Raw genomic sequence first — 20,827 nt, forward strand, 5'->3', positions numbered from 1 at the left:
GGGGGCATCCTCATGATGAACCTGAAACCAGCATGGATACCGGAAGAGCAAATGATCAAACAGACACGTCTTTACAAATGGATGCACTCACTTGGTTTTTCTACTTATGATGCATTCTATAAAGCTAGTATCGAGCGTACCAATTGGTTTTGGAGAGAAGCCGAAAAGGCGGTCGGTATCAAGTGGAAGATGCCGTACGAAGCCGCATTAGGTCAAGATTCACTCATGTGGCCGAACTGGTATAAAGGCGGTCAACTCAACATAACCGAAACGGCCGTGGACAAATGGGCAGAGAACGAAGATGCGCAGCATCAGCCAGCCGTGATTTGGAAAAACGAGATGGGCGAAGAGAGGAAATGGACGTATCTCGATCTTCAGGAAAAGGTGAATCGCCTCGCTGCTGGCTTTTTGAAGAATGGGCTTCAAAAAGGAGATGTGGCAGTCATTTATATGCCGATGCTTCCTGAAACGGTCGCTGTCATGCTAGCCTTTGCGAAAATTGGCGTTATCTTTAGCCCCGTCTTCTCCGGGTATGGAAGCGAGCCACTTGCCGTACGTATTCGTGCGTCAAGTGCAGCCATTGTCGTCACAGGCTCAGGCATGACGCGCCGCGGGAAGAAGATCAATATGCGGGAATGTGCAGCAGAAGCCATAGGCAAAACCACGACCGTCAAAACCGTCATTGTAAACACCTCCTCTGATACTGAATATGAAGGAGATATCAGGCTAAATGATTTGTTAAAAGAAGATCCGATAAGTGAAACGACCTATCTCTCAAATGAAGAGCCTCTCATGATCTTATACACTTCTGGAACGACTGGTACGCCAAAAGGAGCAGTCCATACACACGCAGGATTCCCTGTAAAAGCAGCTTTTGATGCCGGTCTTTGTATGGACGTTGCAAAAGGAGACCGCTTGTTTTGGCTCACAGACATGGGCTGGATGATGGGGCCATTTCTCGTCTTTGGGGGCTTGATCAATGGAGCTGCGATTGTTTTATATGACGGCGCACCCGATTATCCAGATGAACAGCACCTCTGGTCATTCATTCACGAGCAAAAGGTCACCCACTTTGGGCTTTCTCCTACGTTTGTTCGATCTGCGATGCAACAAAATCTTGCAGGTATAAAGTTGCCGCATGTCAAAGCCATCATTTCTACAGGTGAGCCGTGGAATGAAGCACCATGGCAATGGCTTTTTGAAAAAATCGGTCAAAAGCACATTCCGATCCTAAACTATTCAGGAGGAACAGAAGTCTCTGGCGGAATTGTAGGAAGTACGCTGCTTCGCCCAATTAAACCAGTCCTTTTTAATGCGGCGATTTTAGGAATGGCAGCTGATGTATATAATGAAGCAGGTCAGAGCGTCATAAATGAAGTAGGAGAGCTCGTTGTGAAAAAGCCATGGGTTGGCATGACATGTGGGTTTTGGAAAGATCCTAAGCGTTATGAAGATACGTATTTCAAACGATTTGATGGGGTATGGACACATGGGGATTGGGTGGTGCAATCAGAGGATGGCACGTTTCATATCACTGGCAGATCAGATGATGTCATTAATACAGCAGGAAAACGAGTCGGTCCAGCAGAAATTGAATCCATTCTTGTCGGACACCCAGCTGTACACGAGGCAGCAGTGATTGGGGTAAAGGATGAGGTGAAGGGGGAGGCACTCGTATGCTTCATCGTGACCAGCCCGCAGTCTTGTGACGAAACAAAACTGATTCAAGAGCTCAAATCACATGTTGGTTCACATGCAGGAAAAGCGCTCACGCCAAAGGAAATTCATCTTATTTCAGCTTTACCGAAAACAAGAAACGGAAAAATTGTCCGGCGTTTATTAAAAGGAGCTTATGAACAGCAGCCTTCACCAGATCTTTCTTCTTTAGACAATCCTCATGTGTACAAAAGCATTTGCGAGTACTTGAAACGGAAACAGAACAGCATGTAAACAAGCCCTTGCATCGGTGTTCAGGTCTGCGTGCCGGTACTCGTTCTTCCTAGGGCTGCAAAGATTTTCTATCACACTGAAAAAAGACAGGAGAGTGTCCTGTCTTTTTCTATTGCACATGAAAATTCGTGCCATCTGTTGTTTCTTTGACAATCCCTGCACGAACGACAAAATCACCGAAATGTTCTTGATCTTCTCGTTCTTTTGCATAGCGGGGGAGAAGAGAGCCAAGCTCGTTTAAAATCTCTTCCTCACCAACATTTTCACGGTACAGCTTACTTAATCTGCTGCCATCAAATGCAGCGCCAAGATACATGTTGTATTTGCCAGGTGATTTGCCGATAAAGCCAATTTCACCTAGCGCATGACGGGCACATCCATTTGGACAACCAGTCATACGAATCGTGATTTCTTTATCACTCAAGCCGTTTTCTTCAACAATCTCTTCTATTTTATCAATCAAGCGCGGGAGGTAGCGTTCTGCTTCTGCCATCGCTAAGCCGCATGTTGGAAGAGAAACACAGGCCATTGAACTGCGGCGGAGTGCAGAGTGCTGCTGACCATCTGATAAGCCGAACTCCTGAATGAGCTGCTCGATTTGTTTCTTTTTATGAGAAGTGACATTTCCAATGATCAAATTTTGATTCGCTGTTAAGCGGAAGTCACCTGAATGAATCTTTGCGATTTCACGAATACCTGTCATCAGCGGATAATCATCATAATCTATGATGCGTCCGCCTTCTACAAACATCGTATAATGCCATCTGCCATTGATGCCTTTTACCCAGCCATAGCGGTCCCCATTATGATCAAAGTGATAACCTCTTGCGTCTAAAAGGGCAAACCCGAGGCGGCGCTCCAGCTCTTCTTTTACATTCTCAAGACCAAGGCGGTCCACTGTATATTTAAAACGGGCATTTTTTCGCACCGAACGGTTTCCATAGTCACGCTGAATGGTAATCACTTGTTTCGCAATCTCTACAACTTGTTCAGGTGTACAAAAGCCAATCACCTTTGCAAGCTGAGGATAGGTCGCTGTATCCCCATGAGTCATGCCCATTCCGCCGCCAATTGCGACATTAAAGCCGATCAATTGCTCATTTTCGATGATCGCAATAAAGCCTAAATCCTGCGAAAAGACATCAATATCATTAGCAGGAGGGACCGCCACACCAATTTTGAATTTCCTTGGTAAATAAAGCGGGCCATACATCGGTTCAACTTCCGTATCTGGCGTTGCCGCAACCTTTTCCTCATCAAGCCAAATTTCGTGATACGCCCTTGTTTGCGGGAGCAGGTCATCACTTAATTTTTTCGCCAGCTCGTAGACATCATGGTGCACTTCTGATTGATAGGGGTTTGATGTACACATGACATTCCGGTTCACGTCGCCGCAAGCAGCAATTGTATCAAGCATAGTAGAATGAATGTCTTGTATGGTTTTTTTCATGTTCCATTTTAAAATACCGTGAAGCTGAAAAGTTTCACGAGTAGTCAGCTTTAACGTACCGTTTCCGTATGTGTGAGCAAGCTCATCCATCACAAGCCACTGCTTAGATGTGGCGATTCCGCCAGGCAGGCGTACGCGCAGCATAAATTGATAGGCTGGCTCAAGTTTTTGTTTCTGCCGTTCATTTCTGAGGTCTCGATCATCCTGTAAATAGCTGCCGTGATGCTTCATCAGGCGATTGTCATCATCAGGAATTCCCGCTGAAATCGGATCAAGCATTACTTCTTTTAACGTACCCCGTAAATAATCACTTTTTTCTTTGATTTCTTCTACGTCGCTCGGAGGTCCATCCGGCGCTGTTAATGCTGTCTTCACCATGTAAGTAAAAGCTCCTTTCTTTCAAGCATCAAGTCCATTAATATACGTCGCGCTGATAGCGTTTTTGCTGCTGCAAGTTAGCTAGATAGCTTTCTGCTTTCTCTTTGCTCATCGCTCCTTCTTCTTGGATAATCGATAGAAGGGTATGATGAACATCATGCGCCATATGCTTTTCATCTCCGCAAACATATACATAGGCACCTTGCTCCAGCCATTCGAATAATTCTTTACTTTGCTTCTTCATTTGATGCTGAACATATACTTTTTCCTCTGAATCTCTTGAAAAGGCCACATCCATTTTCGTTAAGACGCCATCTTTTAACCACTTTTGCCATTCGGTTTGATATAAGAAGTCCGTCACAAAGTGCTGATCGCCGAAGAATAACCACGATTTTCCGCTTGCACCGATTTCTTCTCGTTCCTGCATAAACGAACGGAAAGGGGCGATACCTGTACCTGGTCCCACCATAATGATCGGTGCATCAGGGTTTTCAGGAAGCTTAAAGTTTTGATTGTGCTGAATATAAACAGGCAGCGTATCACCTGGTTCTAAGCGCTCTGCGCATAGAATGGAGCAGACACCTTGACGTTCTCTCCCGTGCGCATCATATCTCACAGCACCGATCGTCAAGTGAACTTCTTCTTCATTCGCTTTCAGACTGCTTGCAATCGAATAAAGGCGGGCAGGAATTTTTCTTAAAATCGCAGTAAAGTCTGCGGCTGTTCCTTCAAAAGGACCGAAGTCGCGTGCAGCATCGACTAAATCTCTTCCTGCTAAATACGCTTTTAACTTTTCTTCATTTCCTTCTTCAAAAAGGGCATGGAGTGCTTCATTTTTCGTCAAGTCCGCCAACTTTTGAAGAAGGGGTTTTGTTAATACTGTAATCTCAAAAAGTGAGGTAAGTGCTTCTTTTAAAGGAAGAGTGTCACCGTTTTTATGAACAGTTACGGCTTCTTCCACGCTCCATCCACATGTCGTGATCAGTTCATCAACAAGCGCAGGATCATTTGTTGGATAAATTCCAAGGCTGTCACCTGGTTCATAAACAAGTCCTGATCCTTCTAGTGAAAGCTCCAAATGGCGGGTCTCTTTGTTAGAGCCGCGGCCATTTAGATTGATATTTTCAAGAACTTCCGCATAAAAAGGATTCGTTCTTGAGTATTCAGAAGCTGCTGTTTGGCTGTATGCTCCTGCTGAATCTTGCGGGAATGCTGCGGCTTCTCCTTCGCTAAGTGACGATGCCACCCCTTGAAGCCATTCAGAAAACGGCTCATCATAATCAAGGTCACAATCCACTCGATCTGTCAGGCGCGTTCCGCCAAGTTCTTTGAAGCGCTCATCAAATTCTTTTCCAGTCTGACAGAAGAATTCGTAGGAGCTGTCGCCTAGCGAAAGAACAGAAAAGTTTAAATGATCAAGCTTTGGCGCACGTCTACCATGGACATATTCATGGAAAGAAAGGGCATTATCAGGCGGATCTCCCTCGCCATGTGTGCTGACGATCATCAGTAAATTGTGTATTTTTTTCAGATTATTTGGTTTAAAATCTGACATAGAAGAGAGCGTCACTTGAAAACCTTTCTCCTCAAGATGCTGCGCTGTCTTTTTCGCTAATCCTTCAGAATTGCCTGTTTGTGAGCCATAAAGGACGGTCACATCTTTACTGACAGGCTGCGCAGGTGCTGCGGCAGAAGGAGAAGGGGCTAGAGTAGCTGTTTCTGATCCGGCTAGAGCTGCTTGTGCTGATAAATAACCGGTAAGCCAAATTTTTTGTTGATCTGTTAAAGTCGGAAGCAGCTGATTGAGCAAGTCTGCCTGCTGCTGACTAAACGGACTGTTTAATACATGAAGTTGCAACGATATCCACCTCACAAGGAATATAAACATAGATTAATTCGATAGGAATTATATATATAGGTTCAATTTGAACTTTACCGAAAGTTTGCCATTAAGTAAAATATATAATATTGATTGTCATGATTAAGATTTCTAATACCTTTACAAGATGAATGAGCTTGAGGGTAAATTATCTTAAATGTATAAAGTATCTTAAGAAAATGCGCTGTAATATAAGCCGCTTTGATCTAAGAATGCTAGACTTGAAGAAGCATTGAAGGGGCGTATAAAGTTGATGCAATTTAAATTTAAAAAAATAATAAGTGTTCGATTTGTCATCGTGATTTTTTTCATTTTATTAGGAGGGTGCCACTCTACAACAAAGGACAATATAAAGAATCCACACAATCAAAATAAAATAGCAACGCCTTTTTCAAAAAAAGGCATAGTGCTATATAAAGGGGAGACTGGTTTACTTCTTATTAACAATAAAACTCCTATAAAACGCGATTATTCATTAGATACTCCTCTTCTTGTCGATAAATATAAACACGATCTCATCATAATGGATTTAACGAAAGTTGATACTAAAGAGCTGTCACAGGGGCAAACGATTGAGATTTGGTTTGATGAGTTACAAGAATCGTTTCCTCCAAAAGCAACAGTCGAAAAATACAACATCCTTATGGATAAGAATAAATAAGGGAGTAGTAAGCAGTTCTTAAAATTCGAAATGGGTTCTTATTAATTAAATAAAAAGGAGTTTTTCTCCCTTCTCAATTTATGCCGTTGGAAGTCCCATCACAGCTTTCACTTCTAAATATTCCTCGATGCCGAAGTCTCCCCATTCTCTTCCGATACCTGATTGCTTAAAACCGCCAAATGGGGCAAAGTAATCTGTTTCGGCATTGTTAATGGTGATTTGGCCAGCGCGAATATGTTCAGCGACATATTTTAATGTTTTTTCATCTTTTCCAACAACATACCCGGCAAGACCATACACTGTATCATTGGCGATCTCAAGGGCATGATCGAGATTCTGATACGTGATGACACTCATGACTGGTCCAAAGATTTCTTCTTGTGCAATGGTCATGTCATTTTTCACATTGGTGAAAATGGTATGCTTGGCGAAATATCCTTTATCGATTCCGTCTGGCTTTCCAGTTCCCCCAGCAAGAAGGGTAGCACCTTCTTCGATTCCTTTTTCAATATAAGATTGCACGGTATCCCATTGTTTTTTAGATACAAGCGGGCCTGTAGCATGATCTTCTCTTGGATCACCAACTGTAAACTTCGGCAGGGCATTCAGCAGCGCTTTTTCAAACTTGTCTTTCATTGATTCTGGAACAAGCACACGCGTAGCTGCAGAACACACTTGCCCTGTATTCATCGCAATATGCTGAATGGCAGTTTCAGCAGCCACATCCACATCTGCATCATCTAAGACGATAAGAGGGGATTTCCCGCCAAGCTCAAGAGCCACTTTCTTCACATTGTCCGCTGCGTTTTCCATAATTTTAGAGCCAACAGCACCTGATCCAGTAAATGAAACAAAGTCAATATCAGGATGTGAGCTAATGCCGTCACCAATCACGTCACCCGTTCCGTTTACTAAGTTGAAGACTCCTTTTGGTACACCAGCTTCATCAATAATTTCTGCAAGAATCATCGCAGCAAAAGGTGTAATTTCCGCTGGCTTTAAGACAACTGGTGAGCCTGCCGCAATAGCACCTGCGATTTTAAGAGATGTTTGATTCGTCGGGAAGTTCCACGGTGTAATCAATCCACTGACACCTATCGCTTCTTTTATAATGGTATGTCCGCCGCGGTCCTCGGTAAATGTATAAGATTTAAGTGCTTCCGCTGCTTTAGAAAAATGTTCATAGCCCATTTTGTAATGAACTTCTTCTGATACTTTTAGCGGTGCACCGAGCTCTTGTGTCATCACTTCTACAAGTTCATCCTTGCGTTTTTCGTAGCCGCGCACAATGTTTTCCAGCATCTTCACTCGTTCATTTCGAGATGTTTTTGAGAAAGAAGGGAAGGCGGCACGAGCTGCTTTCACTGCCTTATCTAAATCTTCTTTTGTTCCTAAGCTAATGGTGCCAATGACTTCCTCTGTCGCAGGGTTGATGACCTCCGTCGTTTCGTTTCCTGTTGATGCAACCCATTCACCGTTAATAAAATGTTTCTCTTGATTTCTCATTCTGACATGTCTCCTTTTTGTATGTGATTCATTCAATATTCTGTTTTCAGCTGATATAAAACTGTACCCACTGTGAAAAATCTAAAACGAACAAACTGCAAAAGAAAAAGATTCTGATATAATACGCAAAGCGGGACATATGTCCTTTTCAACCGGCAGGCATGTATCATTTAATGGAACTAGACTGAAAAAAGAAGGAGCTTTTGAACGAATGAAAGGTGTTATTTTCGCTTTATTAGGAGGCGCTTGTATTACACTACAAGGCGTAGCCAACGCAAGAATTAGCCAGGATATCGGTACATGGCAGGCAGCCACCATCACGCAGCTGACCGGCTTTATCATCTCGCTCGTCATTTTACTCATCGTACGAGACGGACACTTCAGGGAATATCGAAAGGTGCAGCCACTTTATTTAATAGGCGGCGCATTTGCAGCGATTATTATTTTTAATGAAGTCACCGCGATTCAAATCATCGGTGTGACACTCACTATCGCAGCGTTACTCATTGCACAGCTTGCTTTTACCTTTGCAATTGATGCAAAAGGATGGTTTGGTGTACAGAAGAAGAAAATGAAATGGCCACATTACGCAGGAATTTTATTGATGGTCACAGGTGTGATCATTTTAAAACTATAAAGGAGGGCGTCAGATGGAGGAGCTTCAAGATGAATCTCTTTTTGCCTCATATATGAAAGCACATCAATTAGAAAGTGTCTTTCATCAAAAGCTCATATCACACGTAAGTTTGTGGCGCTATGAGCAAGGGGAGCTCGTTTGTTCAAAAGGGGATAAGAGGGAGTACCTGTACTTGTTAGTGAAAGGAAAATTAAAGATTTTCACGACAACAAAAGAAGGGAAAACCTTTATTCTTAGCTTTAAACATCCCCTTGAAGCGATTGGAGATATTGAATACGTTCAGCAGACTGACATGGTCAATACAGTCGAAGCTGTCACAGAAGTACATATGTTAAGAGTTTCTCATCAAGCGCTCATACGCCATGCGAAGGATGACCCACACGTGTTAACCTTTCTGCTAAAAGGCATCACAAACAAATTTTATACAAAATCAAACGATTTGAGTTTCCACCTGTTATATCCTGTGGAGGTCAGGCTTGCAAGCTACCTATTGTCTGTTATCACAGATGACGACAGCGCGAGCGCCCTTCGTCTCACTGATGCGGCAAGCTTAATCGGTACGAGCTACCGTCATATTAACCGAGTCATTCAGCAATTCAGTGAAAAAGGATTGATAGAAAGGCAGAGAGGAAAGATTACGATTTGTGACCGCAAAGGGCTCCTAGAAATAGCAGAGCACAACATTTATGAATAGAAGAAATGAAGGGATTTATATATGATCATAGGAATAGTATTAGCCATCACGGCTGGCGCACTCGTCAGCTTACAAACCATTTTTAACAGTAAGGTCAATGAGCAGACAGGCTCTTGGTCAACGACAACCCTCGTTCTTGGAATGGGCTTTATTGCTTCTCTCCTGATGGGGCTCTTACTAGAGGGGACTGGCATGTTTCGATTAAGACATATGGAAGCCTGGTACTGGATCAGCGGGGCCATTGGGGTAGGAGTGGTCATTTGTCTTGTTCAGAGTATCAAACGTCTTGGACCGACTTATGGCATCTCGATTGTCCTCACGTCACAGCTGGGCTGCGCGCTTTTGTTTGATTCGCTTGGCTGGCTTGGGTTAGAAAAAGTAGAATTCTCTTTGACAAAACTATTAGGTGTTATTGTGATTGTAGCTGGGATCTTGGTGTTTAAATTGACCAAATTGGAGTCGGCAGAAACAGATCAATCGCAAGAAAAAGGGCTGCCACAAGAGTAGCTGCCCTACTTTATATCAATCGCCGCCATAAAACCGTTATCGCGGATAATCCATTTAAAAGGAGCCTTTTCATCAAAGGCTTTTTTTTCTGTCCATAAGCGCTCGCATGAAGGACTGTTCGATCTTTAGCTACGAGATAACTGTAGGCGATTTTTCGTTCAATTGCCTGTGTAAGTGATAACGCAAACGGGGCACTGTCAATAACCAAAATTGACTCTGTGTTTAAAAAACTAGACCTCGCATCTAAGTTATATGTCCCAATAATACTCAAGTAATCATCAATCACCATTGATTTCGCATGAATGGAATACGGGCCTTCATATTCATACAAGTGAACGCCTGTTTTCATCAGTTCCTTTTTTGTGCTTAAATACCCTGCAAAGGCCAACGGATTTGGCGTCGCTGTAAGAGAATTCGTAACAACTGTCGTCTGGATCTCACTAGGTAAGGGAGTGAGTCCGGCTTTCATTGGGCGTGTTGGGATGACATATGGCGTCTGTATGAGCACAGAACGCTTTGCCCGGTGCGCAAGATCGTTCAGCTTTTTCAACACAAGCGGCCGCTTATTAAAGCGTTCCACAGGATTTGTGAAAAAGGCAATCTGTTTCACAGAAATGGTATCTGCTGCCCAGTTAAAGGATGACATCACAAAAGGTTCTTTCGTGCGCATGGCTTCTTGATAGGATCTGAGCAGCTGTTTTCTTAGCTTTAACCCTTTTTTCGCTTTTGCCTTGGAAAACACAGCTTTTGTTCTTTTCGTAAAATCATGATTCCATAAATAAACGAAATATTGCTCCATTTCATCTAACACTTTTCCCTTTTTCGCGTTATATAGCAGCACATCACGGTCAAAAGCAAAGTCTTTGGGCGGCTGGTCTGCAAAGTATTTATCACCGATATTTCTTCCGCCCATTACAGCCACTCGGCCATCTGCTAGTAGCAGCTTATCGTGTAGCCGATTATGCCACGTCCATGGCTTAAACAAACGAAAGGGCTCATAAAAACGAATCGACATGTTCGGATGATTTGCTACCGCATACCGCAAATGCTTCAGCGGCCCGCGCAAACTGTGGCAGATGCCATCTAACAACAGCTGCACTTTCACACCTCGATCAGCTGCTTCAATTAAAGCACCTAGTATCCATTCGGCTGTTTTTCCCTTTTGAATGGAGTAGTAACTGAGGCGGATCATCTTCTTTGCCTCACGAATCATTTGGAGCCTCACCTGACCAGATTCAAACCCGTCGTCAAGAAGCATCACTTGATTTGTCCCCTGATCGCCTCCTGAGATAGAAGAGGCTTTATAAATGCAATGTTCTTTGCATGTTTTTCGAACCGGTAAATAAAACAAGACAAATGCGGTCAAAAATACATAGACGACATAAAGAAGGATGAAATAAAACAAAAGATGAAGCATCATGATCAGCTCCTTTCACACAGACACAACTTTTCCTTAGTGTATGTCAAAAATGAAATTTCAGTCATTTTGGCTTACCAACAAAATACATGACAAAAGAATCATCTTGTTTTTATTGGGCATTTAATTATAGTATGAAATGAGTAAGGGGGAATCAAATTGAATGAACCACTATTTAACATTCCAAGCGAAGTGTATCAAACGCTAAGTGAAACAGAACGTTATTTACTCCATTATATTCACCAGCATTTAGAGGATATCTCCACCTTATCCATCGTCACATTGAGTGAAAGAGCCAATGTGTCGACAGCCACAATTGTCAGACTGATGAAAAAAATTGGCTACAACGGCTATACATCCTTTAAATATCGATTGAAACAAGAAAAGAAAATGACTGATGCAAGCGATCAGCTTAAAAACATTGATGAAGACATTAAACTAGCGATTCGGAAAAATGAAGAAGAGGTTTTAAAGACGATCCAGCTGCAAAGTATTGGGCAAATTGAAGATGCCGTTCAAAAAATACATAATGCCGACAAAATTTATATTTTCGGTAGAGGTTTCTCAGAAATGATTGCCAAAGAAATGACCATTAAATTACAGCTCATCGGAAAAACATGCGAAGTACATGACGATCCGAATATCATTCGGCTGAAATCGAGAGACATCAGTAAAAACGAACTTGCGATCTTTGTTTCATTAAATGGCGAAACAGCAGAGCTCGTTGAAGCGTGTCAAAATCTTAGCATGAAGCAAGTCACGACCATTACCGTCACAACGAGAATAGATTCTACATTAAGCAAAATATCAGATATGACTCTAGTCGGATATAAAGGCGAACAATCTTTCTTCCCAGATTATGAGGTCAGATCGCGTTTGTCTCTTCATGTCATTGCCCGCATTTTACTAGATGCCTACGTGATTCGAATGAAATAATCAATAAAGAAGCCTTCGAGACTTTGATCTAGAAGGCTTTTTGTCATGAAAACCTTTACACAATCTGAAAACATTTTCACTCCAGCGTATGAGATACTTTCTTTAGAGAAAAGAAAGAAGGTGAAACCAATTGATTTATACCTGCACCTTAAATCCTGCTATTGACCTATATATTGCATTAAAAGAAATGAAGGCAAATGCAGTCAACCGCACCGAAGATGAAGATTATCAGCCGAATGGCAAGGGAGTCAATGTCTCCATTATGCTAAAGAAATATGGATTCACCAGCACTGCATTAGGATTTATTGCTGGGTTTTCAGGCTCTTATATTGAACAATCCTTAAAGGACCTTTCCATTCAAACCGATTTTATCTCAGTTGAAGGAATTACACGCATTAATGTTTTTATTAATACGACAGAAGAATACAAGCTCGTGAACCAAGGACCTGCGATTGAAGAAAAAGCACTTCACGCCTTTCGTGAAAAAATAGCGGCCATCCCGCAGGGGGACATCCTGATCATGTCAGGCAGCCTGCCAAAAGGCGTACCAGCCAGCATTTTTTCAGAAGTAGCAGCTATTTGTCATCAGAACAACGTCAAGTTTATTTTAGACACAAGCTCCGCAGCAGTTCTTGAGACGCTTCAATACAAGCCGTATTTATTAAAACCGAATGAAGAAGAAATCGCTGCTTTTTTCGGCAAAACACAGCCTATGTCAGAAAAAGAACTCATTGAATCAGGAAAAAAGCTCATTGAGATGGGTGCAGAGCAAGTGCTTATTTCCCGCGGGGGAGAAGGGGCTTTGTTCATTACGAAAGACGCCGTCTTAAAAGGAAACGCACCGACAGGCATTGTAGTAAATACAGCTTGCTCTGGAGATGCGATGCTCGCAGCCTTTCTTAGTAAACAGCTTGAAGGTCATTCATCTGAAGAGTGCTTACGTTACGGCATTGCAACTGGCGCATCTACTGCATTTTCTAAAGGCTTAAGTGATTTACATGATATTCATTCATTAATTGATCAAGTACACATTGACAAGATATAAGGGGGAATAGACATGAGCCGCAAAAAAATTGTCGCTGCAACTGGCTGTCCAACAGGCATTGCACACACATTTATGGCAGCTGAGGCATTAAAAATAGCTGCTGAGCAACTAGGGGTCGACATCAAAGTCGAAACGCATGGTCAAGTAGGGATTGAAAACGCTTTAACCGATCAAGACATTCTGGAGGCCGATGGGGTCATTGTCGCAGCTGACAAAGATGTAAATACAGATCGTTTTCACGGCAAACCACTGATTGAAGTGCCTGTAGCGAAAGGTATCCGCACGCCAAATGAACTGATCCAAGGCATTATCAATGGAGAAGCTCCCGTTCATCAAGTGAAAGGAAGAGCTACTGGAAAAGAAAAAACATCTGCTTCTTCTTCACCAGCTCAACAAAAGTCGGCGAATAAGTGGATACACACCATCTACAAACATTTAATGAACGGTGTATCACACATGCTTCCATTTGTTGTTGGAGGCGGGGTCTTAATTGCTTTATCTTTTCTGTTCGGTATTTACTCAGCTGATCCTCAGCATGAAACGTATCATCCGTTTGCTGCCTATTTGAAAAGCATTGGTGGACTCGGCTTTAGCTTAATGGTGCCTATTTTAGCAGCATTTATCGCTGATTCAATCGCCAGACGCCCAGGGATGGTTGTCGGATTTATCGGCGGCCTGCTTGCAAACGATGGAGGCGCTGGATTCTTAGGTGGTATTATCGCAGGTTTCGCAGCAGGGTATATCATCGTACTCCTTCAATTCCTGCTTCAAAAATTACCTGCATCACTTGACGGATTAAAATCAATCTTCATCTATCCTGTCTTCGGTATTTTCTTAATTGGGGCTGTGATGACACCTCTATTAGTTCCAATCACGGGGCTAAATAATTCATTAATGGATTTTCTCTCAGCTGTTCAATCCACGAATCCGCTGCTCTTAGGTTTAATTGTTGGAGCGATGTGTGGATTTGACATGGGAGGACCTTTTAACAAAGCAGCCTATGTCACAGGAACGGCTTTACTTGCAGAAGGTAACCTTTACTTCATGGCAGGTGTGTCAGCAGCATGTATCACACCACCGCTTATCATTGCGATTGCCACAACGATTTTCCGAAAACATTTCACACCGCAGGAACGAAATGCAGGAGCAATCAACTATATTCTAGGAGCGACACATATAACAGAAGGGGCCATCCCATTTGCGGCAAAGAACCCGATCGTTGTCCTGCCAATTATCATGTTTGGTTCCGCCATCTCTGCTATATTGACGTATCTCTTTGGCGTACAGGTTCCAGCTCCGCATGGCGGGTTCCTTGTCCTTCCAGTCGTCACAGGTGCATTCCAGTGGGTACTATCCATACTGATCGGATCACTTGTAGGTGCCATTCTATACGGACTTTATCGTAAAAAAATAGACAAACCCGCAGTTTAATAGGGAGGAAGAGAAATGATGGAACATATTTATATGAATCTTCATGAAACCGCGTCGTCACAAGCTGGCGTTTTCGCAGCCATTGCTGACATTGCCTACAAAGCAGGTATTTGCACATCACCAGAAGATGTTAAAAAAGGCTTAGCTGAAAGAGAAGCACTGAGCACAACTGGATTTCAAGATGGATTTGCTATTCCGCATACACAAACAGACGCCATCACGAAACCAGCACTCGTGATCGTCCGCACTGAAACAGGCATTGAATGGGACGCTTTTGATGAGAAGCCTTGCTTTTTCTTCTTATCCTTACTGATCCCCAAAAATGAAGCAGGGACCACTCATCTAAAGGCCCTTTCTGCCCTTTCACGAGGATTAATGGATGAAGCGAAACGACAAAAGCTGCTTGAAACAAGAACAAATGAAGACATGCTGACTGTTTTAGAAACAGATATTTTAACGAGAGAGGATGTTTGATCATGCCTTTACTATCAACAACACCGATGCTTGAGACTGCGAAAAAAGAAAAATACGGAATAGTTGCATTCAATGTACATTCCTTTGACAGTATTTATTGGGTGCTCGAAACGGCCGCAGAATTAAAATCACCTGTCATTTTGCAAACAACGGTTGGAACAGTTCAATCTCTTGGAGCAAAAGCGATTGCAGATACAGTCAAAGCGGCGGCTGATCAATATCAAATCCCAATCGGTCTGCACCTCGATCACTGTACGGACTTTGATGTGATTCTCACCTGTATTCGCGCGGGATATACATCCGTCATGATCGATGCATCGATGCATTCATATGAAGAAAATGTTCGCCGCACAAAAGAAGTTGTGGACCTCGCATTAAAAATAGGGGTGAACGTTGAAGCAGAATTAGGCAAGGTAGGCGGCGTAGAGGACGATATCGTCGTCGATGAAAAGGATGCTGAAAAAGCCATTCCATCAGAATGCCGTCAATTTGTAGAAGAAACTGGGGTACCAACTTTAGCGCCTGCAATTGGTACCGCACATGGCATTTATAAAGGGGTTCCGGATATTGACTTTGACCGCATTGAACAAATTGCATCACTGGTCAATGTTCCCCTTGTGCTGCACGGCGGTTCCGCTGTACCGGATGAAGACGTCAGACGATGTGTGGCACTTGGTATGGCAAAGGTCAATGTCTCAACTGAATTAAAAAATGCGTACTCTGAAGCCATCCGCGATCATTTTTCAAACGAACCGGAAAGCTTAGATCCACGTATGTATTTACAAAAAGCAAAACAAGCAGCAAAAGATATGGTCACATCGAAAATACGGATCGTTGGCAGTGAGGGCAAAGCCCTTCCTCTATATCAGTGAAACAAAAAAGCAGAGCCGCTTAAGCTCTGCTTTTTCACATTATTCGTTTTCTTTCATTTCATTTGATGTGTGTACCCGTGCATTTCCCATAAACAGGACCGTAATCGCTGCAAGGGCAATAGGAAACAATGCAATCAAAAATACGTACGTAATACTTTGTGACATCGCATCGATGACTTTATTTAAAATATCAGGCGGAATTTGTGAGCGAGCACCTTCTTGAAAAATGGCTTGTGGATCGCCAATTTGAGAAGGGGCGCCTTTCATTCCGCTAAAGGCATCTGCTAAGCGATTCGATAGGACATTGGTTTGAATCGTCCCAAAAATCGTGACACCAAGTGTCATCCCAAGCGATCTCATAAATGAATTGGTCGAGTTTGCACTGCCTCGGTAACGAGGAGACAGATCATTCATTGAAGCTGACGGCAGAAGGGAGAAACTGAAGCCGACACCAAATCCTGATATCATCATAAAGATTGTGAGCCACAGTCTAGCTGTATCTGGTGACATATTGGCAAGGAGCAGCATTCCCGCGAAAAATGAAATAACAGAGATCGCCATAAGACGTCTAAAAGGCACTTTCGTCTGCATCGTTCCGCCAATCATACTGCCAATGACAGACCCAATCATCATCGGTGTTAAAATGAATCCTGCACTAGTGGCAGATTCACCGTACACCGCTTGAACGAAAATAGGAATGAAGACGGCAAGAATAATAAATGTTGCACCATATAAAAACGCCAAAATTTGAGATGTCGCAAATAAACGATTTTTAAACATCCAAAATGAAATAATCGGTTCCTCCGCTTTACGCTCAACAATAAAGAAGATGGTACTAAACACAAGAAACACGGCAAAAAGTGTGAGGATTTGCACTGAATCCCACGCATAAGATTTACCACCAAGCTCAAGAGCGAACATCAAGCTCACAACCGCCACGACAAGTGTGATAGCACCTGACCAGTCAATTTTCTGCTTGCGATGTTCTAGCGATTCCCGGTAGTATCTGGCAATCAAGACCACACTAACAATACCAATTGGCACGTTAATATAGAAAACCCAATGCCAGCCGATTGAATCTGTGATAATAGCTCCTAATAGTGGTCCTAGTACACTCGATAAACCAAACACTGCACCAAACATACCGGACATTTTTCCGCGTTTTTCAGGTGGGAAGATATCAAAGATGATCGTAAACGCGATTGGAAGAAGGGCACCGCCTCCAAGCCCTTGAATGGCTCGGTAAATAATGAGCTGATCCATCGTTTGTGCGATACCGCACAGCGCAGATCCAATTAAAAAGAAAATAAGTCCAAACAGAAAAAAACGCTTTCGACCATACATATCAGAAAGCTTTCCGTAAATCGGCATTCCAGCCATTACTGCCACCATATAAGAAGCCGTCACCCAAGCAAATTTATCAAAACTGCCCAAATCTGCTACGATGCTTCCCATTGCTGTTGCAACAATGGTATTGTCCATCGCCGCCATAAAAATTCCTAACAGCAAACCGATGACAACTAAGCGAGTGGATGCCTTGCCTTTATCCACATGATTCATTCATTTACCTCCTGCTTACGTTCTCTCCTTATTTTTGCTAGAATCAACTTAAATATAAAGGAAGAGAACATTTATCTTGATGATCAAGATAAATTGATTTTAAAGGGAGGAGAACAAGTTGTCAATAAAGAACGACGCAGAAGACAGAGCAGACCTGATCATCCATACAATGAGGCGCCTCGCCACACGAACGGTTTTATTCCACCAAGCGGCCGCACAATCGCTTGGTCTTTTCCCAACAGACCTCAAATCAGCCGATTTATTAAACGAACTCGGGCCGCTCACAGCAGGAGAATTAAGTGAAAAAACAGGTCTTAGCTCAGGTGCAGTCACAGCTCTGATTGACCGCCTTGAAAAAGCAGGCTACGTCAAAAGAGAAAAGGACCCAAAGGACAAACGAAGAGTCATCATCGTTCCATTAACGGCAGGGAAATCACAAGTAAAAGAACTCTTCCAATCCTTATCGGCATCAACAAAGCAGCTCACAAACGAATACAAACGAGAAGAATTAGATTTAATCATCCAATTCATTTCAGAAGCAGCTGAAATAATGGAGCAAGAACTGCAATTGCTTAAGTCTAAATCGTAAGAAAACACACTGATGCGTTACTAAACTAATAAGAGGATACTATGTTCAATATATGAGCATATATCCTCTTTTCTTATGCATATGATATTCGTTCATTAGATGTTGAAAGATTGTATAATATGTATACAACACATTGGAACAAAAGTTTGTATTTGGGGAGGACGTAGCCCACAGCAGGAGGCGTAGTGAGGTCTTTAGACCGAGCGTTAATATCTTTTAGGATAGATGTGTTATGACAATATAGGATGCTTATCCTAATAAGGGGAGGTATAACAGAAAGTGGAGATTATAAAGTTTAAGGAAACTGATACAAAAGAGATTATTTCATTGTTTTATGAAACAGTTCATTCCGTAAATTCAAAAGATTATTCCCAAGTACAATTGGATGCTTGGGCACCAAGAGATGAAAAAGAATCTAAAATTAATTCTTGGAAGGAATCATTGGGTCAAAATATAACATTTGTTGCTAAAGTGAATGATCAAGTTGTTGGTTTTAGCGATTTAACGCATACCGGGTACTTAGATAGACTATTCGTTCATAAAGATTATCAAGGACAAGGTATAGCCACAGCTTTAGTTGATATGCTCGAATCTGAGGCAAAGAAACTAAATCTTCTAGAAATTGATACCGAAGCAAGTATTACAGCTAAGCCATTTTTTGAACATCTAGGTTACAAAATTGTTTGTTCACAAACTGTGGAAAAAAAGGGGGTTACGTTGGCTAATTTTAAGATGCTAAAAAAAATAAAATAATCATTTTCTTGTTATGCTAACAGGTGCGTTAGTTTAAGAAGAAAGGGTATAACATATTAGTCATATAAAATATGTTATATCTTCTAATTTATTTAACTTTTTTCAATTTAGGTCTTGATAATTTTTAGTTGGAATATGTTGATTTTAAAATAACAAGAAGCTTAGGTGGCGCTTTCCGTTGCACGACTCAGCCATTACTGCGTAAATAAATACATCCTGAATAAGAACTTCTTTTTTATGTGGATCATCGTATAATAGACAAGAAAAACGAACCGAATATTTTTTCCAGAAAGAAGAACCTGCGGACGCTGATCATTGAGTATTTTAAATGCCTTGATTGGTGTCCGTTTTTTTAAAAAAAGAAACGCACCTTTCTCTGATCAAATAGAAGCTGTTTTTGTATCTTTATTCCTATTTAATGACAAATTTTGTGTTGGTAAAATTGACCTTGTCAATGAATAGGAAGGAGAGAATTCTGCTGGGCAAGATACTTGATGCAAAAGTACTAACAAGTGCAATGGACACAAGGGCAAAACACTATCAGGAACTCCGTGAACAAATGGTAGATTTAAAAAAGGCATTACAAGGTGTTGCCAACCTCGGTGATGATTTTACTGGGAAAGGTGCCGATAACATAAAAAGCTTTTATAAAGAACTAGCGGGTAATGTTGACATGTTTATCAATTTCATTGATAAGCAAAAAGCCTTTCATGAAGGTGTTTCTGGGACACTTGATGATACGAGCTTTGGCGGCGATACCTTTGTAGAAGAACACTTTTTAGACAACGCAGTACATATGGGCATCAAAAACGCCAAAAGCATTGTAAAGGATCAAAAAAAGGCACTCAAAACGATTTTTCAAGACATTGATGACCTCATTTCCCTAGAGGTATTTGATAGCCAAAACTTTAACGAAAAAATAGAAGAAGCGGAAGATGAACGAAAAAAGACGGTCAAAGAACTGAGAGAGCTTGATCAAAATTTAAAAGATGAATATGCTTTGTCAGAGACGGAGCAGCAAGCTACAATGGCATTGTACGCTGAAATGATGAATGCGACAAATGACGGAAAAGCGATTTCGCCTATGAATTTTGACAAGAAAGCGTATCAAAATAGCGAAATCTACAAGGCAAAAAGCGATATTGAAAAGCAAACTTCTGAATATCTGAAAATCAAAAAAGAACAAGAAGAAGCCCGAAAGATTGCGAAGGAACAAGAAGCCCTCGCCAACCGTCCTTGGTATGAAAAAGCGCTCGATTACGGTGGAAATATCGTCAATGAACTGACTGGTGTGAACGATGCAAAACGTGCCGCAACAGGTGTTGATCCAATCACGGGTGAGGAACTCACCGCAGGCCAGCGAGTCGCGGCAGGCGGCATGGCAGCAGCGGGTTATATCCCAATTGTCGGATGGGCAGGACGCATTTTCAAAGGTGGAAAAGCCGTCTACAAAACCACCCAAGCCACATCAGCCGCAGTGAGAGCAGTCGACATTTACAAGACATCGCAAAAATCCTTTGACGCCTTAAAAACATCTCAAAAAGGCTTATATGGCCTTACCGCCACCAACGGCTTCAGCGAAGCGATTTCAGGCCGAGACATGTTTGGGAATAAGATCTCGAAAGAACAGCAGGAAGCGAGTATGAATGCGGCACTTGGAATGCTTTTGCCGTTTGGGGCGAAAGGGTTTCAAGGGAAGATGGGGTTAAACGCTCAAAGTCAAGAAGGACTTAATCGAAAAAGGGCTTTGCGGCACGCTAAGGATTTAGGGGGAATACCTAGATCACAACAGCCTACTCGTCAATGGCAAGTAGGAGATAATGTTTTTAAGAAGGGACAAGAACATCGTAATTATGAGTACAGTTCTAACCAAACTCATCATGGGCGGTACTATGAATTTGATACCCCAAAAGGAAAAAGAGTTATAGTACAACATACTAATGACGGAAAATTACACACTCACGCAGGGAAACCGAAAGAGGGTGCCGACCCATTTAATTATGATTTTAAAAAAGAAAGGTATTCAAATATTTATGGACCAAATGGTGATCACCATATCTATTACAATGAATAATGAGGAATGAAAAA

At 42.1% G+C, this 20,827-nt stretch carries 18 protein-coding genes; 13 read left to right on the top strand and 5 right to left on the bottom strand.

All coding sequences use genetic code 11. From position 1 onward, the window contains the following. Positions 1 to 12 precede the first annotated feature (12 nt). Complete coding sequence (locus tag MHI11_RS10385) at positions 13 to 1,950, top strand: AMP-binding protein (protein ID WP_340961024.1); 1,938 nt, start codon at positions 13 to 15, stop codon at positions 1,948 to 1,950. Positions 1,951 to 2,059: 109 nt separating this feature from the next. Here MHI11_RS10385 and cysI read toward each other — a convergent pair whose 3' ends face one another. Next, a complete protein-coding gene (cysI, locus tag MHI11_RS10390; protein ID WP_003211384.1) occupies positions 2,060 to 3,778 on the bottom strand; it encodes an assimilatory sulfite reductase (NADPH) hemoprotein subunit in 1,719 nt (572 codons plus the stop codon). Between the two features lie 37 nt (positions 3,779 to 3,815). Next, the gene (locus MHI11_RS10395; protein ID WP_340961025.1) at positions 3,816 to 5,636 is read right to left on the bottom strand and encodes an assimilatory sulfite reductase (NADPH) flavoprotein subunit; all 1,821 of its coding nucleotides are present in this window, start codon (positions 5,634 to 5,636) and stop codon (positions 3,816 to 3,818) included. Positions 5,637 to 5,910: 274 nt separating this feature from the next. Between MHI11_RS10395 and MHI11_RS10400 the strand changes: the two genes are divergently transcribed. Next, entirely contained in the window at positions 5,911 to 6,318 is a 408-nt protein-coding gene (locus MHI11_RS10400; RefSeq protein ID WP_223252893.1) for a DUF3221 domain-containing protein, read from the top strand. 78 nt (positions 6,319 to 6,396) lie between these two features. Here MHI11_RS10400 and MHI11_RS10405 read toward each other — a convergent pair whose 3' ends face one another. Beyond that, positions 6,397 to 7,824 (bottom strand): aldehyde dehydrogenase family protein, encoded by a 1,428-nt coding sequence (locus tag MHI11_RS10405; RefSeq protein WP_283923752.1) that lies wholly within the window; start codon positions 7,822 to 7,824, stop codon positions 6,397 to 6,399. 211 nt (positions 7,825 to 8,035) lie between these two features. Here MHI11_RS10405 and MHI11_RS10410 point away from each other — a divergent pair, with 211 nt between their 5' ends. From MHI11_RS10410 to MHI11_RS10420, 3 genes are read left to right on the top strand one after another with little or no spacing between them, the layout of a single operon-like run. Beyond that, a complete protein-coding gene (locus MHI11_RS10410; protein ID WP_012010174.1) occupies positions 8,036 to 8,461 on the top strand; it encodes a DMT family transporter in 426 nt (141 codons plus the stop codon). Between the two features lie 13 nt (positions 8,462 to 8,474). Then, positions 8,475 to 9,155, top strand: a complete 681-nt coding sequence (locus tag MHI11_RS10415) for a Crp/Fnr family transcriptional regulator (RefSeq protein WP_283923751.1) — start codon at positions 8,475 to 8,477, stop codon at positions 9,153 to 9,155. A gap of 21 nt (positions 9,156 to 9,176) precedes the next feature. Further along, positions 9,177 to 9,662 carry a DMT family transporter gene (locus MHI11_RS10420; protein WP_044141344.1) on the top strand — a complete coding sequence of 162 codons (486 nt, stop codon included), beginning with the start codon at positions 9,177 to 9,179 and terminating at the stop codon, positions 9,660 to 9,662. Positions 9,663 to 9,672: 10 nt separating this feature from the next. Here the strand turns inward: MHI11_RS10420 and MHI11_RS10425 are convergent, their stop codons facing one another. Next, positions 9,673 to 11,079 carry a phospholipase D-like domain-containing protein gene (locus MHI11_RS10425; protein WP_340911056.1) on the bottom strand — a complete coding sequence of 469 codons (1,407 nt, stop codon included), beginning with the start codon at positions 11,077 to 11,079 and terminating at the stop codon, positions 9,673 to 9,675. A 159-nt stretch (positions 11,080 to 11,238) separates the two neighbouring features. Between MHI11_RS10425 and MHI11_RS10430 the strand changes: the two genes are divergently transcribed. The 5 genes from MHI11_RS10430 to MHI11_RS10450 all read left to right on the top strand — a co-directional run bounded on the left by MHI11_RS10430 (position 11,239) and on the right by MHI11_RS10450 (position 15,837). Further along, positions 11,239 to 12,015: a MurR/RpiR family transcriptional regulator gene (locus MHI11_RS10430; RefSeq protein WP_003211946.1), complete on the top strand. Its 777-nt coding sequence runs from the start codon at positions 11,239 to 11,241 to the stop codon at positions 12,013 to 12,015. 130 nt (positions 12,016 to 12,145) lie between these two features. After that, positions 12,146 to 13,060, top strand: coding sequence for a 1-phosphofructokinase (pfkB, locus tag MHI11_RS10435; RefSeq protein ID WP_044141346.1), 915 nt, complete (start codon positions 12,146 to 12,148; stop codon positions 13,058 to 13,060). Positions 13,061 to 13,072: 12 nt separating this feature from the next. Then, positions 13,073 to 14,491: a PTS fructose transporter subunit IIC gene (locus MHI11_RS10440; protein WP_340961026.1), complete on the top strand. Its 1,419-nt coding sequence runs from the start codon at positions 13,073 to 13,075 to the stop codon at positions 14,489 to 14,491. A gap of 15 nt (positions 14,492 to 14,506) precedes the next feature. Continuing rightward, positions 14,507 to 14,965 (top strand): PTS sugar transporter subunit IIA, encoded by a 459-nt coding sequence (locus MHI11_RS10445; RefSeq protein WP_044141347.1) that lies wholly within the window; start codon positions 14,507 to 14,509, stop codon positions 14,963 to 14,965. Positions 14,966 to 14,967: 2 nt separating this feature from the next. Continuing rightward, positions 14,968 to 15,837 carry a class II fructose-bisphosphate aldolase gene (locus MHI11_RS10450; RefSeq protein ID WP_044141348.1) on the top strand — a complete coding sequence of 290 codons (870 nt, stop codon included), beginning with the start codon at positions 14,968 to 14,970 and terminating at the stop codon, positions 15,835 to 15,837. 39 nt (positions 15,838 to 15,876) lie between these two features. Here the strand turns inward: MHI11_RS10450 and MHI11_RS10455 are convergent, their stop codons facing one another. Then, positions 15,877 to 17,397 carry an MDR family MFS transporter gene (locus MHI11_RS10455; protein WP_340961027.1) on the bottom strand — a complete coding sequence of 507 codons (1,521 nt, stop codon included), beginning with the start codon at positions 17,395 to 17,397 and terminating at the stop codon, positions 15,877 to 15,879. A gap of 169 nt (positions 17,398 to 17,566) precedes the next feature. Here MHI11_RS10455 and MHI11_RS10460 point away from each other — a divergent pair, with 169 nt between their 5' ends. The 3 genes from MHI11_RS10460 (at position 17,567) to MHI11_RS10470 (ending at position 20,813) form a co-directional block, all read left to right on the top strand. Continuing rightward, positions 17,567 to 17,986 carry a MarR family winged helix-turn-helix transcriptional regulator gene (locus tag MHI11_RS10460; RefSeq protein ID WP_255290864.1) on the top strand — a complete coding sequence of 140 codons (420 nt, stop codon included), beginning with the start codon at positions 17,567 to 17,569 and terminating at the stop codon, positions 17,984 to 17,986. A gap of 279 nt (positions 17,987 to 18,265) precedes the next feature. After that, on the top strand, positions 18,266 to 18,739 hold the full coding sequence (locus MHI11_RS10465) for a GNAT family N-acetyltransferase (protein WP_044141350.1): 474 nt from the start codon (positions 18,266 to 18,268) through the stop codon (positions 18,737 to 18,739). A gap of 517 nt (positions 18,740 to 19,256) precedes the next feature. Continuing rightward, a complete protein-coding gene (locus tag MHI11_RS10470; RefSeq protein ID WP_340962314.1) occupies positions 19,257 to 20,813 on the top strand; it encodes a T7SS effector LXG polymorphic toxin in 1,557 nt (518 codons plus the stop codon). Positions 20,814 to 20,827 lie beyond the last annotated feature (14 nt).

This window comes from Bacillus sp. FSL K6-3312 (assembly GCF_038007485.1).
GTDB lineage: Bacteria > Bacillota > Bacilli > Bacillales > Bacillaceae > Bacillus > Bacillus pumilus.